Origin of the sequence: Scandinavium sp. UTDF21-P1B, assembly GCF_040750395.1 — a bacterium.
GTDB lineage: Bacteria > Pseudomonadota > Gammaproteobacteria > Enterobacterales > Enterobacteriaceae > Scandinavium.
Window position 1 is genome coordinate 67,626 of sequence record NZ_JBFLVD010000013.1, and the last position, 15,051, is coordinate 82,676.

10 protein-coding genes are annotated in these 15,051 nt (G+C 52.3%); 5 read left to right on the forward strand and 5 right to left on the reverse strand.

The genetic code is table 11. The features are described 5' to 3' along the window. Positions 1-226 precede the first annotated feature (226 nt). Genes AB1287_RS09890 through AB1287_RS09900 form a run of 3 tightly spaced genes read left to right on the forward strand, consistent with a single transcriptional unit; the run spans position 227 to position 1,930 of the window. Positions 227-580 carry an ArsC family reductase gene (locus tag AB1287_RS09890; protein ID WP_312625102.1) on the forward strand — a complete coding sequence of 118 codons (354 nt, stop codon included), beginning with the start codon at positions 227-229 and terminating at the stop codon, positions 578-580. Between the two features lie 3 nt (positions 581-583). Then, complete coding sequence (gene dapE, locus AB1287_RS09895) at positions 584-1,711, forward strand: succinyl-diaminopimelate desuccinylase (RefSeq protein ID WP_435617654.1); 1,128 nt, start codon at positions 584-586, stop codon at positions 1,709-1,711. A 27-nt stretch (positions 1,712-1,738) separates the two neighbouring features. After that, complete coding sequence (locus AB1287_RS09900; protein WP_312625099.1) at positions 1,739-1,930, forward strand: YpfN family protein; 192 nt, start codon at positions 1,739-1,741, stop codon at positions 1,928-1,930. Positions 1,931-1,974: 44 nt separating this feature from the next. Here AB1287_RS09900 and AB1287_RS09905 read toward each other — a convergent pair whose 3' ends face one another. After that, positions 1,975-2,769 carry a helix-turn-helix domain-containing protein gene (locus AB1287_RS09905; protein WP_435617655.1) on the reverse strand — a complete coding sequence of 265 codons (795 nt, stop codon included), beginning with the start codon at positions 2,767-2,769 and terminating at the stop codon, positions 1,975-1,977. 101 nt (positions 2,770-2,870) lie between these two features. Here AB1287_RS09905 and AB1287_RS09910 point away from each other — a divergent pair, with 101 nt between their 5' ends. Beyond that, positions 2,871-3,998, forward strand: a complete 1,128-nt coding sequence (locus tag AB1287_RS09910) for a multidrug effflux MFS transporter (protein ID WP_435617656.1) — start codon at positions 2,871-2,873, stop codon at positions 3,996-3,998. Between the two features lie 393 nt (positions 3,999-4,391). Here the strand turns inward: AB1287_RS09910 and lpxP are convergent, their stop codons facing one another. From lpxP to AB1287_RS09925, 3 genes are all read right to left on the reverse strand, one after another. Beyond that, a complete protein-coding gene (lpxP, locus tag AB1287_RS09915) occupies positions 4,392-5,300 on the reverse strand; it encodes a kdo(2)-lipid IV(A) palmitoleoyltransferase (RefSeq protein ID WP_312625097.1) in 909 nt (302 codons plus the stop codon). 209 nt (positions 5,301-5,509) lie between these two features. Beyond that, a complete protein-coding gene (locus tag AB1287_RS09920) occupies positions 5,510-5,785 on the reverse strand; it encodes a hypothetical protein (RefSeq protein WP_435617657.1) in 276 nt (91 codons plus the stop codon). A gap of 75 nt (positions 5,786-5,860) precedes the next feature. Next, on the reverse strand, positions 5,861-6,070 hold the full coding sequence (locus AB1287_RS09925) for a YnfU family zinc-binding protein (protein WP_435617658.1): 210 nt from the start codon (positions 6,068-6,070) through the stop codon (positions 5,861-5,863). A gap of 120 nt (positions 6,071-6,190) precedes the next feature. On the opposite strand from AB1287_RS09925, the gene AB1287_RS09930 reads away from it, so the two are divergent. After that, positions 6,191-6,424: a hypothetical protein gene (locus AB1287_RS09930; RefSeq protein ID WP_312625286.1), complete on the forward strand. Its 234-nt coding sequence runs from the start codon at positions 6,191-6,193 to the stop codon at positions 6,422-6,424. Between the two features lie 19 nt (positions 6,425-6,443). Here AB1287_RS09930 and AB1287_RS09935 read toward each other — a convergent pair whose 3' ends face one another. After that, the gene (locus AB1287_RS09935) at positions 6,444-15,023 is read right to left on the reverse strand and encodes a GH36-type glycosyl hydrolase domain-containing protein (RefSeq protein ID WP_435617659.1); all 8,580 of its coding nucleotides are present in this window, start codon (positions 15,021-15,023) and stop codon (positions 6,444-6,446) included. Between the last annotated feature and the right edge of the window lie 28 nt (positions 15,024-15,051).

The window sequence follows — 15,051 nt, forward strand, 5'->3', positions numbered from 1 at the left end:
TTATGTTAATTTAATGTGACGCACAGCAATATTCAGAAACAGTACAACTTCCGCATGATTTCACCTCGTTATGCACTATTACCGAAAATTCATTCATCTTATTTTCGCGCTATTTTCAGACGACCGTGGTAGGGTCTGAGGCCTATTTCGCGTATGATTCAGGCAGGCTTTTCGCTTATTCTAAAAATCTGAGCTATTCACCTGCTTTACTGCAAAAGGATTAACCATGATTACGATGTATGGGATTAAAAACTGCGACACCATTAAAAAAGCCCGCCGCTGGCTGGATAACCATCATGTGGAGTATCGCTTTCATGACTACCGGGCAGACGGTCTCGATCGTGCATTGTTAGACACTTTTATCGCTGAGCTGGGCTGGGAAGCGCTGCTCAATACGCGCGGCACCACCTGGCGCAAGCTGGATGAATCGCTTCGTTCCACCATTACCAACGCCGATGCCGCCGCCGCGCTGATGATCGAAATGCCGGCAATCATCAAACGCCCATTGCTCTGCGCGCCCGGTCAGCCTATGCTGCTGGGCTTTAGTGATTCCAGTTACCAGACGTTTAACGAGGTGTAGTGTATGTCATGCCCGGTCATTGAGCTGGCTCAGCAGCTTATTCGCCGCCCTTCCCTTAGCCCCGACGACGCGGGCTGCCAGGCGCTGATGGTTGAGCGCCTGCGCGCAATTGGTTTTACCGTGGAAGCCATGGACTTTGGCGATACCCAAAACTTCTGGGCCTGGCGCGGCAAAGGGGAAACGCTCGCCTTTGCCGGACATACCGACGTGGTGCCAACCGGCGATGCCGATCGCTGGATCAATCCACCGTTTGAACCCACCATTCGCGACGGCATGCTGTTCGGGCGCGGTGCCGCAGACATGAAAGGTTCTCTGGCAGCGATGGTGGTTGCGGCAGAACGCTTCGTCGCACAGCATCCGAACCACAAAGGTCGTCTGGCATTTCTTATTACCTCCGATGAAGAAGCCAGCGCCACCCACGGCACCGTGAAAGTCGTGGAAGCACTGATGGCGCGCAACGAGCGTCTGGATTACTGCCTGGTAGGTGAACCATCAAGCACTGAAGTGGTGGGCGACGTGGTGAAAAACGGTCGTCGCGGCTCCATGACTTGCAATCTGACCATTCACGGCGTGCAAGGCCACGTGGCTTATCCGCATCTGGCCGATAACCCAGTGCACCGCGCAGCCCCGATGCTCACCGAGCTGGTGGCGACGGAGTGGGATAAAGGCAACGAATTCTTCCCGCAGACCAGCATGCAGATTGCCAACATCAAAGCAGGCACCGGCAGCAACAACGTCATTCCGGGCGAGCTGTTCGTACAGTTCAATTTCCGCTTCAGCACCGAACTGACCGACGAAATGATTAAACAGAAGGTGCTCGCCCTGCTGGATAAACACGAGCTGCGCTACAGCGTTGACTGGTGGGTGTCCGGCCAGCCGTTCCTGACGTCCCGCGGTAAGCTGGTGGATGCGGTGGTGAATGCCATTGAGCACTATAATGAAATTAAACCGCAGCTGCTGACCACGGGCGGCACCTCCGACGGGCGCTTTATCGCACAGATGGGGGCGCAGGTGGTAGAGCTTGGGCCGGTGAACGCCACCATTCATAAAATCAACGAATGCGTGAACGCCGCCGACCTGCAGCTTCTGGCCCGGATGTATCAGCGGATTATGGAACAACTGGTCGCGTAGGCGGCATGACTTTGAGAGGTAACAGGCATGGACTGGCTGGCAAAATATTGGTGGATTCTGGTGCTGGTGTTTCTGGCAGGCGTGATGATTAACGTGATCAAAGATCTCAAGCGCGTCGATCCGAAGAAGTTTATGGCAAACAAGCCTGAGCTTCCCCCACATCGTGACTTCAACGACAAATGGGACGATGACGACGACTGGCCGAAGAAGAAGCCTTAATGGTTTAAAAGAAAAGCGCCTGCGGGCGCTTTTTTGTTTAGCGGTTAAACAGAAGATAAGGCCTGATTTTCAGCGCCTGAATGACGCAGATAGCGAGTCGGTGTTGTCCCCGTATAATGACGGAAAAAAACGATAAAGGCACTGTCGCTGACAAAATCAAGGTGCTGTGCAACCTGACTTAACGGCCAACCGCCACATAGCATTTCCATTGCTTTCATGAGCCTCCACTGCTGCCTCCAGCTCTGATAACTCATTCCCGTATCCCTGATAAAAATACGGCTTATTGTGCGTTCACATGCGCCGACCTTTTGGGCTAACTGTCCCAGGCGTGGGGGTAATTCCCCCCTGCGTACTCTGTCCAGCCATGCGCTCAGACGACTATCTGAAGGAAATCTCACCGTCCAGTTTTCACTTTGTGCGTTTTTAATTTCTTCACAAAAAACGGTGATGAGACTGCGTTGTTGTTCTTCAGCCATTCCCCACTGCCAGAATGCCATCCGCTCTATCACTTCAAAGAACAGGGGGTTAACTTCAACTATCTGCAGGGGCAAATCAGATAACGGTAAAGTGCATGAAAAGTACAATGAACGATAGGCCATCGCACCATTCATAATGGCCCGATGAAGCGTGCCGGACGGGATCCAGGCAGCACGCCGGGGCGGAAGCAGGCACAGGGTATTATCCAGCTCAATCGTGATACTTCCGGCTGCCGAAAAAAGGAGCTGATGGCGCTGGTGACTGTGCATCCCGGAATCGTGTACCCCCATATCGGATGCAATCCCGATAACTAACTCATCAAACCTATCCGGATTGAAAGAATCTTCCGGGTTGATCTTCATCTTATGTCCGATTTTTAATATATAGAGTCCTCATCATGGTAATTCGACAAGGTGACTTCCGCAATAATAGCCGCATATCCTGTTTCTCTAAGGAAGTTGCCATGAATACCCCCCAACGGCCACCTTTGTGGCTACTGACATTGCTGATAATGTTTCCCCAACTGGTCGAAACCATATACAGCCCTGCATTGCCAGACATTACCCGTGCTTTTCAGGTGAGTAGCGAACGTGCCGCTCAGACTCTTTCGGTCTATTTTGTTGCTTTTGCCGTCGGCGTCGCACTCTGGGGAGGATTAAGCGACCGCATTGGTCGGCGGCCAGCCATGATGGCCGGACTGCTCTGCTACGGCACTGGTTCCGCACTAGCGCTTGTGGCTACAGATTTTAGCGTTTTGCTCCTGGCCCGCATGATAGCTGCCGTGGGTGCAGCAGCAGGTTCCATCGTAGTACAGACCATGCTGCGAGACAGTTACGAATCGACTGCGTTAGCCCGCGTTTTTTCCGTTATGGGGGCTGCGCTGGCAGTGAGCCCCATTTTCGGTCTGATAAGCGGAGGCTGGCTGGTCAGCCTGTATAGTCATACCGGCGTGTTTGTGGCGCTGGTCACGATGGCGATAGTGCTGCTAACGCTGACAGCAACCTTGCTGCCCGAAACGCGATTGGAAAATACTTCCAGCTCCCGGTTTGGAGGGCTGGTTTACCGGATGGCAGGAGACGGAAGACTCTGGAAAAATGCAATGCTTGTTGCGCTACTGAATACTATGCTTTTCAGTTACTACAGCCTTGCACCGTTTCTTTTTGGACAGTTAGGCTGGAGTTCCAGGACATTCGGCTGGACGGGGATCTTACTGGCTTTTGCTTCCCTGACGGGGAGCCTTTGGAGCCGGAAACTGCTGTCGATCGGCTTGTCACCGGAACAACTTGTGAAAAATGCCTGCACGCTGGCACTGTTGTCTGGCGTCACGGCATGGGTATTACAGCAATCTCTGTGGATCCTTTTACCGGTAGCCGGAGTTGTGGTTGCCTATGGCATTGCGATACCCAACGTGCTGAGCCAGGCCTTGAGCCAATATCGTGAGCAGGCAGGGGCTGCCGGAGCGCTGTTTGGATTGGTCTACTATTTATTGCTGGGAATAATGCTGGGACTCGCCGGTATCGTGCAGCAACTGGGATTGGTTCTGACAGCTTGTGCCGTAACAGCCTGGTTTTGCTGCCTGTCACGCCGCTAAACCTGCTGGTTATAATGTTTGCCCTGCAACCTTTTGTTTAATGGGTTCCCGGTGCGAGAGTAAATCGAGCGTCATTGCTACCGCCTTATTGACCATTCCTATCCTGTAATGCTTAGCCTTAGACAAGGCAACGCGCTTAGACGCAATTCACGGCCAAAAAAAGAAGCTTGATAACGTGCAAATGCCGCCTTCGGACGGCATTTCTCAGCTTTGTATGGGTCCGTTGAGAGCGAAAAGCGGACCTTCAAATCCGAATAGGCTCCGTTGATGAACCATGGCTGTCAGTTCTGCCGTTATTAACATGGAGCAGACTGAATAACGACCCATTTCATTCTTAACAAATACATTCAGTGGCAAGAAAGATAGATTCTGACTCATGACAAGCAGGATGATTCATTTGTATAAAGAGATTTCTCCTTCCGGACGTGTTTTAAACCTGCGATGCATCCAGAGATACTGCTCAGGGGCACGGAGAATTTCACGCTCAATGATTTTATTCATATAAGCAGCTGCGGCGACCCCGTCCTCCTCAGGATAGTCCGGCAACGGATGACTGATATACATGTGATAACCTTTTTTATCGCTCCGTCGAATCATACTCAGTGTGATCAAATGTGCACCAGCGAGTTTTGACAGTGCATACGTTCCATTCGTCGTGGCTGCTTTTTTTACCGAGAAAAAAGGTACGAAAATGCTCCCCTTTGCCCCATAATCCTGATCCGGTGCAAACCACACAGCTTCACCGGCCTTGAGCGCATGAACAAAACCAGACAAATTACGTCGATTAATCATCGCTTTATTTGAACGCATACGCCCTTTCGTCTGAACCCATTCCATCAATGGATTATTGTGTGGACGATACGTTGCCATCATAGGGTGACATAACCCCATGACTCTTCCGCACAATTCAAGAGACATGAAATGAATCCCGACAACCATTACCCCTCTGGTTGCGCCGGTCAGGTTTTCAATCCCTTCGACATCAAACCATTTTTTGACTCTCGCATCGCTCCAGAACCAGGCCATGCCAGTTTCCATCAGTCCCAGCCCGAGAGAAACAAAGTTTTTATTGATCATCTGACTTCGGGCAAACGGGGTCATCTCAGGAAAACAGAGTTCGATATTTCTAATCGCAATACCTTCCCGACGTTTCAGAAAAGGTCTGGACATTTTTCCAAGACCAGAGCCCAGAATATGTAAAACCGGATAAGGAAGTTGAACGATAAGCCACAGCAGACCCAAACCAGTCCAGGTAAGCCAGTAGCGGGGATGGAGTAAATTATGAGTAAAGAGATGTGACATAAATTTCCTGAATGCTAATGAAAGTTGTAACGCATAAGGAAAAGAATGAGAGAATTCGTCTTTAGCGATACACATCGTGTTAGACAGTTTAAGCATGTCTAAATTCAGAAAAAAATAAATAATCAGGTAATTAATGGTAAAAAAAATATGGGAAGCCAGGCAAAAATTGTCAACCATCAATGTTATTCAACCTAAAATTCACGGGATTGTCATTGATATTCAATAAATTGCCTTCTGGATTCATCATCATCAAGATACTCAAATGAGAGAAGACGAATTTGGGTGAAATTATAAAACCATTGACAATCGTTTCGTTGAATACATTCGCCAGGCTTGAAACACATCCCTGATGCTTCCCGAACAACCGCGTATTTTCCATTGTTAAATCTAACCCTGTGAATACAGTAAGATTGACCAGCCTGTCCATGAAGGCTGTTCGAAAGGATTTCTCCTACAATAAAAACAGATTTTTTAGATTTCATCATCAAGCCCTCTACAACTGTAATACAAGAGAAATGTTGTCATTCCCGGTACCGCTCACGTTAAGCCGCGAGAGCCGATCAGCCGCCGATACACCAGCATTCTGATGGCCTGAACAACAGCCCGCAGGCGGGGCATTCCAGAGTCGCATCTTTTCGTAGTTTACCTGCTTTCTGATCGGCCCTGTGCGCACATACCGGGCAAGCAACATGAACCGGTCTTTCTTTAAAGTGTCTGAGCCCTTCTGTATAAGACATAAATAATCCTCGGGGGAATATAATAATTATCATACGCTTTAATATAAAAATAACTGCATTAAGTTATGATGATTTATGTCTGAATCAAAACATCAGACATTAGAAAATAAATGTCTGATTTATGATACAATACCCTTCCATGAGAAATTTATGATGAAATCAGAAGACACCCTTGACTGGTACCCGGCACAGTTGCCACCGGTGAAAATTATCCTTGGTGAAGCCGTACTGACTGTGGGTAAACAGGGTCGACCAATTAATACCCGAACCTTACTTGAGTATCTTCAGGTAATGCAGAAGAAGCAAAAAAGGCGGGATGACAAAATCGCCATGCAGACTGCGATCGATGTTCTCAGAGATAATCAGCGCATTAACGGCAGACGTTAATGCGCTTTTGCAGCCAGCGTCAGTTCTGAACGATCTCAACCGTATGGTTTTGTCCATCATCCCGCAGCGGGATTCTGTCATCAGGCAGGAGGACGCCATCAAATGTAACCCGATATTCGCCGCCGCGTGAAACAGTCATCTGATAATAGCTTTCGCCATATTGATATGTCATAGAAAAAGATGGCCACGCATCCGGCAACCGGGCATGGACAGTAAAGGCAGCACCGGAGCGTTTTATCCCCAGTAACTCTTCGGTAAGCAGGCGATAAGCCCAGCCTGCTGAACCGGTATACCAGCTCCATCCTGCTCGTCCGATATGGGGAGCGACGCTGTAGACATCAGCACTCATAACATAAGGCTCCGCTTTATAAATCCCGACGGAGTCTTCATTCAGGGTATGATTTATCGGGTTGAGCATTGACCAGAGTTGCCAGGCACGTTCGGCATTCCCCATTCGGGCAAATGCCATCACTGCCCAGATGGCACCATGCGTATACTGCCCCCCGTTTTCCCGCACACCGGGCAGATACCCTTGAATGTAGCCCGGATTTGGACCGTGACCATCGAAAGGCGGCGTTAACAGTTTTATCAGCCCCCCCTCGTTATCCACAAGATGCTTATCCAGCGCCTGCATGGCCTTTGCGCACCGTTCCGGACTTGCGGAGCCGGACAATACAGACCAGCTCTGCGCAATCGCATCAATCCGGCAGTCCGGTGAGGCTTTCGACCCCAGGGGAGTACCATCGTCAAAATAACCGCGCCGGTACCATTCACCATCCCAGGCGTGGGTTTCGAGATTGTTTTGCAGGCGCAGGGACTGCGAACGACACATTGAAGCGACACTGTCATCCTGCCTGCTCTCCGCCAGCGCCGCAAACCGCTGTAGAATGTCGTACAGGAAGAAGCCCAGCCAGACGCTTTCACCTTTGCCTTCGATACCCACCCGGTTCATCCCGTCATTCCAGTCACCGGCACCCATCAGCGGCAGACCATGCTCTCCGAACCGCAGTCCATGTTTAATCGCTCTGACGCAGTGTAACCAGAGTGTCTCTTCGGTGCCGCTGATAACCGGCGTGTCATAGACAGACTCTTCACCAGGCTGAAGCAGACGCCCCTCCAGATAAGGGATGCGCATTTCCAGGACATCTTTATCTCCCGTCGTGTCCACATAGTGGCAAACGGCAAGCGGAAGCCACAGGTAGTCATCAGAGCAGCGGGTACGCACACCGTTGCCATGTGGCGGGTGCCACCAGTGCTGCACATCACCTTCAATAAATTGCCGTGATGCGCACAGTATTATCTGTTCACGCATCCTGTTCGGATCGGCATGACTCAGTGCCAGCGTGTCCTGCAGCTGATCGCGAAAACCAAATGCACCGCCAGACTGATAGTAACCACTGCGGGCCAACAGGCGAGAGGCGACTGTCTGATACAACAGCCAGCCATTAACCAGTAAATTTACGGAAGTATCGGGAGTGTTAACCACGATTTTATCGAGCACATTGTGCCAATGGTTATGAACCCGGTTCAGCTCCTGGCGAACTGTCTCCTCATTCATATAGCGTGCAAGCGTCTCCTGGGCACGGGCATGATTCTCCTCTGCGCCGAGGATGAAAATAAACGTTCTCTGATCGCCATCAATTAATGTCACCGCCGATTGTACTGCCCCGCAGGGATCCAGACCGGCACCCGTCTTACCTGAAAGCCTGCGCAGTTTCATGGCCGACGGGGCATGCAGGGAACCATTACGGCCGATAAACTCCCGGCGGTCCCCTGTCAGTGAACAGTCATTACCGCTGACGGCAAAAAATGCAGTACGGTCACCACCGTTATCGCCATAAAAGTTGTTCGCCAGCACCCCGCAACCCCCAGGCGCTCTGGTCGCATGTGTCACAATGTGAGGGGCTGAGCGAGTTCGTGATCCTCCGAGCGTCCACTCCACATAGCCTGTGACGGAGAGTTTACGTGTCCGTCCCGAAGAGTTACTGAGCGTCAGGAGCACCAGTTTAACCGGCGCCTCTTCGGCAACCAGGACCGTCAGCTCGCTGTCTATACCACTCTCACGATGGGCAAAAACGCTGTAACCAAAACCATGACGGGTCAGGTAATCACCGTGTCCGCGAACGGGCAAAGCCGTCGGTGACCAATACTCACCGCTCTCTTCATCGCGCAGATAAAACGCCTCGCCGCTGCGATCGCTCACCGGATCGTTCTCCCACGGTGTCAACCGGTACTCATGCGCATTCTCATACCAGGAGTAGGCCTGCCCCGCCTCTGAAATCACACTGCCACAACGGGAGTTTGCCAGTACGTTTGACCACGGAGCCGGTGTCTGCGCATTTTCACGGAGGACAATCTGATACTCCCGACCATCCTGAGAAAATCCACCGTACCCATTGAAGTGGCATAACTGACTGATATCAGGGCTCCAGTCCGTATGTTGATTACGTTCCCGCACAGCACGCGGAATGAATGCCCTGGCCGGAGGTTTCAGGGTATGAGTACGCTGGTTAAGCTGCTCATTAATACTCCCTGTGCGGTCATCAAGATAAAGACAAGCCACGCTCATCAAAAGCAACTTATCCTCAGCGGAGAGATGCTCACCATTACGGACAAAAATACCGCCCGTTTTATCCAGCAGACTGGCTTCAGACCCGGCATAAATTAAATCCATAATCTTATTTTGTAATTCCTGCTGGTAGCCGCCGGGGCTGTTATTCAGGATAACCAAATCAACATTCAGTCCTTTCTGTCTCCAGTAACGGTGTGCCTGAATCAGTGTGGTAACGGAGGTGATACCTTCCTCGCTGGTAATACCGAGCAACACTATCGGCAGATCGCCTGAAATGGCCCACCCCCACAGACCGGACTGACCACGCCGATTGCGGCCGATCGCCTGGCCTTCGGCGCGTAGCTCCTGGACAGGGTAAAGCACAGCGCTGGCGAGACGGTTAAATAAAGTGGCATCATCTTCACTGGCGTTCATCTGGCGTAATACCACCAGACTGTGAGACCAGGCCAGTTCAGAGACGCGATCGGCGATAGGGTAATCGCGATATTTTTCCAGCAGCGCCAGGCTCTGCTGTCGGGTCTCGCTGACACCATAAATGATATCAATCGTGACCGGCTGCCCCGGCTGCAGAATGATGGCGTGGCGTATTGCCAGTATCGGATCCAGCACGGACCCCGACGTGTTGCTGAGCGCCCCTCCCGCCTCTATTGCCAGGGCATCAGCAGGGTTTCTGCCACGGCCAAGAAATTTTGCCCTGTCTGTTTCAAATGAGACGTTATGTCGGTTATCGCCATGCACCACCATCATGTGAAACAGGCAAGGGCTCGGTTCATCCGGGGAGCGGGGGCGCCGGCGGCAAAGAATAGCGTCACGCTCAGGATCCAGCTCGGTCTGAATAAACAGATTGCTGAATGCCGGGTGTGCAAGATCGCTGGCTTCAGGTGCCAGTACCACTTCGGCATAGGTTGTTAGTTCCAGGGAGCGGGGCTGGCGACCACGATGAATCAGTGTGAGTCGTCGCAGCTCAATATCATCCTCCGGGGAGATCACAATCTGAGTTTTGACGCTGAGTCCCCCGAAGGTGCGTCTGAATTCAGCACTCGCATCGGTGAATATTACTTCCTCGTCGTGTCCGCTGGTATAGCCAGTCGGCTGCCAGGTATTACTCCACACATTCCCCGTCTGTATATCGCGGATATAGCAGAATGCTCCCCAGTTATCGCAGGTGGTATCACTGCGCCAGCGCGTAAGAGCAATATTATTCCAGCGACTGTAGCCGCCGCCGCCCGCTGTCAACATCAGATGATAATGGCTGTTGGACAGCAGTTGAATATCCGGGGCTGGTGTCTCCACCCCATTAAAAATTCGGGGTTCATAGCGAACGGGTTTGACCCTGCCCTCATGAGATTCAAAATGACGGCGGGGACTGTACAGATCGACCGCATCCGGCACGCGCTCCTGTAACAGCAGGCTCGCTGACCGGAAGACCGTACTGGACATGAATCGTTCAGTCATGGGGGCATCAAGCAGCACATGAGCCAGTGCCTGAAATGCCATACCCTGGTGATGCGCCATCCAGGACTGTACCACCGCATAGAGCTGACCGGTTGCGAGGCGTGAAGGGGTATAGTCCAGCGCTTCATAAAAGCCGTATTCGCCGTGTGCGCCATTTTTTTGCAGCCTGAACAGGTTCTCACAGGCTCTCTGTGGAGAAACCATCAGCGCCAGCAGTGTGGCGTAAGGTGCGACAACCATGTCATCGGCAAGCCCCCTGCGCAGACCAAGACCCGGTACGCCAAATGCCTGATACTGATAATTATGCTGAACATCAAAAGCATGATAGCCAGACTCTGAAACGCCCCATGGTACCCCGCGCTCTTTCCCCCAGTGAATCTGGCGCCTGACCGCCGACTGACTCATTTCATCGAGCAGGCTGCCGGGCCAGGTAGGCATCACCAGATTTGGCATCAGGTATTCAAACATAGACCCGCTCCATGACATCAGGGCAGTTTCATTATCAATCGTAGTAAACAGTCGACCCAGCGCGTACCAGCTTTTAAGAGGCAGTTGGTTAGTCGCAATGGCAAGAAAACTGGTCAGGCGGATTTCAGACGGCAGGAGATCGTAGTGGCTCTTGTCAGGCATATTTGTGTCACAGTTATAACCGACGCTGAGCAGACTGGTTGCTTCGCTGTACAGAAAGACGAAATCCATCCGGGCATGCTCATCCAGCCGCTGTTCAAGCTCGGCGATAATATTGAGTCGCATCCGGGCCTGTTCCGTCGCTGACGCCGTAGGTGTTCCTTTACCCGTAAATGTCGCACGGGCAAGCTCACTCAGCGTCGGCAGCGTCTGTTCGTTCCAGGATGAAGGTAACCAGCCAAGCAGCAGTGACCACTCATGGCAAAGCTGAACCAGCTGATGCTCCAGATGTCCTGCCCAACGCTTCTGAAGGGGAGATCCCTGATGACATTGCGTGGTCAGGTGGTTGCACTGGGTTCGCATGTTTTTCAGCTCGCTGAAAAATGCCTTCGGTGAGAGAAACGCTGCGTTCAGGCAGTGTTTGCGCAGCTGCAGCAGGCCGTCAGGTGGGTTCTGACCCCACTGTTTTTCCAGAATATCCAGCGTATCGTTCAGCCCCGCCAGTATCTGTTGGCTGTTTAAAACTGGCAGATGACGCATGGCGGACAGCCCTGCACGCAGTGTCAACAAATGCCCCGCCATGTTGCCGCTGTCGACGCTTGAGATATAGCGTGGGCTGAGGGGGGCCAGCGTACGGGTGTCATACCAGTTGTAGAGATGGCCCCGGTAGTGCTCCATTTTATCCAGCGTGTCGAGCGTGAGCGACACGCGCCGGAGCACTTCTCCGCCGGGCAGGTAGCCAAAGTCCCATGCCGTCAGGTTAGCCATAAGGGAAAGGCCAATATTGGTAGGGGAAGTTCGATGGGCCACCGTCGGTTGCGGCGTTTCCTGGTAGTTATCAGGCGGAAGCCAGTTCTCTTTTTCTGTGGCAAAGGTCTCAAAAAATGCCCAGATTTCACGGCTTGTCTGGCGTAACAGCTGTTTTTGTTCCTGATTTGGCGCAAACACCTTACGCATGGGCTGGCGACTCAGCCAACTCATCAGCAGCGGCGCCACACACCATAACAAACCGATCGGCAACGCAATCCCCAGCAGCTGTGGTGCACATTGCCCGGTCAGTATTGTCAGCGTCACGCCACCTGCAACATTCAGCCACATCGCCTGATAAAAACGCGCAACGGTGGGTCTGGCCTGATTGCTGTCCAGGCCGTGACTGACCCACTGGCTGAGGTTACGCCTGCTGATCCCCAGTCGCCATAGCGTCACGGCAATCGCCTTCAGCGAATATCCGGCTTCGTGCGGCAGTATCGCAAAATTAAGGCCGATACCTGACAAACGCTTCAGCGCGCCCTCCCCCACCAGTAACAGATGCGGCTTCAGGCGGCGGCGCAGAGGTTTATGCAGAAGGTCATGGGCGATACAGAGGATGGCTGGCAACAGCCATATCATCGACAGTACGCCAAGCCAGTAAACCGGATTGGGTGCCCCGGACAGGGTGAAGAACAGCAATACCAGTAAAGAGGGAGCGACCAGACTGCGACGCAGATTATCAAGTAATTTCCAGTAAGAAAGCGCGGTCAGCGGATTCCTGGCCCGGGTTCCATCAGCTTTTCTGATGCGTGGTTTCAGCCAGTTAAGCAGTTGCCAGTCACCGCGGATCCAGCGTGAACGGCGTGCAACATCTGACAGATAATTATTAGGGTATTGTTCGTAGAGTAGCACTTCACTCAGCAGACCCGAACGTGCATAGCATCCTTCGAGGAGATCATGGCTGAGAACCAAGTTTTCCGGGCAGGTGTTAGCAGTGGCCTGCATAAAAATATCAACATCGTAAATCCCTTTGCCCACGAACGATCCTTCCCCAAAGAGATCCTGATAGATATCCGAAGACATCATCGAATAGGGGTTATTGCCCGGTATGCTGCTGCGCAGTGCTGCGTAACGCCCCTGACCGTTGCGTGGTATCTCCTCCGCAAGACCGGGTTGTAAAATACCAAATCCTTTGACAACTCTCTGGCGTACCGGATCATACTCGGGCGTATTCAGCGGATGCGCCATCGTCGCGACCAGTTTGTGTGCCGTATCGCGTGGCAGCATCGTATCGCTGTCCAGGGTAATGACGTACTTAATGTGACCCGGTAAAAGGTGGGGAGGTAGGTCTGCAACGCTGACGAATTGTGTTCCCGGATGGCGCAACCAGCTGTTCAGCAACGCCAGTTTTCCCCGCTTGCGTTCATAGCCCATCCATTTTTCTTCAGCGGGGTTCCATTCAGGCTGGCGGTGTAGCAGATAAAAACGTGGGCGGCTGGAGGAGTAGCGGCGATTCAGCGCCTGCGTGTCGGCGATCGCCTGTCTGAGCAGCGCGTGGCTTTCCGGCGAGGGTTCATTATCAGAATCAGCGAAATCAGTGAGCAGCGCGAACCTGAGATTTTCGTTTTCATTCCCCAGCCAGCAGACTTCAAGATTGGTGAGGAGCTGGCTGAAACTTTCGTGGCTGGTCAGCATGCAAGGGATGACTAACAGGGTGGCACTGTCAGCAGGAATACCGGTTGAAAAATCCATCCCCGGCAAGGGACGAGGAACGCGGAAACGGGTGGTTGCGTCACTGAGTAAGTCGCTCATTAACTGAGTTAAAGCGATAATCAGAGGCAATATCACCGCGATCAACAGCCAGTCTGTGCCCTGCATGGCAGTTTCGTGCAATATTGCCGCGGTCGTTGCTGTGGTCAACAAAGCCAGACTTCCAAGCCATGACAGCAGGGTTATTCTGTTGAAACTGTGCCGCAAGCGTATGAGCCTTGAGGTGTCTGCCAACAGATGAATTTCCAGCATCTGTCGACCTTCGCCCGCGAGATAATAACCAACATGATGTTCCGGTGTATCGGGAGCACTGTTCCCTGAAAGCGCCAGCACCCTGTCAGCAACCTCAGGCTCGCTGAGACCGCTGTCTCTGGCCAGGATCTCCACAATGTGTCGGTAATGATCCCGGGTATTGAAGTGCATCCGGGGATAGATACCGGCAGGATCATTGCGTAATGCTTGTTCGACAACGCTTATCGTTTCGGCAAAATCAGCCCAGTCCGTTTCACTCAGTAATCGCAAACCCGCGATGCTGTTACTGACGGATAGCTGGCTGGCGGCAAGCTGTTGATTGAAGCTATGGATGAGAACGTCGGTGGTGATCCCCTGTTCCCGAAGGCACTGATCAACCCAGGTCAGCGGTAACGACAGCGCGTTTCCGTGTCCTTGCAGCCGCCGCACCAGTTCTGCGACAAACGCACTGCTTAACGGAGGACGGGAGCGAGCCATATCGGCAACCACCATGATTAAATCACCAGGCTCATTCTCTGCGCATTCGAAAATTCTTGTTATCCACGCATCTGCCAGGTTTCTGTCCCGCTGCGCTTTTATCACTTCCAGGCTGATACGACGAAGATTTTCAATCAGCGCCAGACGCAGCATCCCAGGTAAGGCCCAGACTTCACCTAATGTCAGCGGTGTCACCTGTTGATAGGCTGTGAGGTAGCTGGTCAGGCTGGCGATATCCCAGCGGCCATCACCGTGAACGATGGCCTCTGAGGCAATATTGTAAATTCGTGGACAGTTCAGCGGCGGCATCAGCGACGGGAGACCTTTACCAAAGCTTTTCGGCAAGTGCTGGCGGACAGTGCGGATTTGTTCCTCAATCAGATAATAATTGTCCAGCAACCACTCCCCGGCGGGCATGATACTCGTCTTTTTAGCCGTGTTAAGTTCATAGCAGTTTTGCGTGATGAGGACTTCATTGTCGCCGAGCCTTTTCAGAAGGTAATAAGGGAGTTTATTCGGCGATAATTTATGGGTCCGCGCCAGCTTCTGACCATAGCGTTCCATCTGGACGGTCGAAAAGAGTTCTGACTGCGAGGTGCTTTCACCGCCAGGATCGTTCGCCGAAAACGTTACGCTTTCAGCGGCATTCATCGGAATACGGGAGCGGTAAAACCACGCTCTGGGGTTCATTTTCATAGCATTGCTCTGATGCAACGTTAGCACG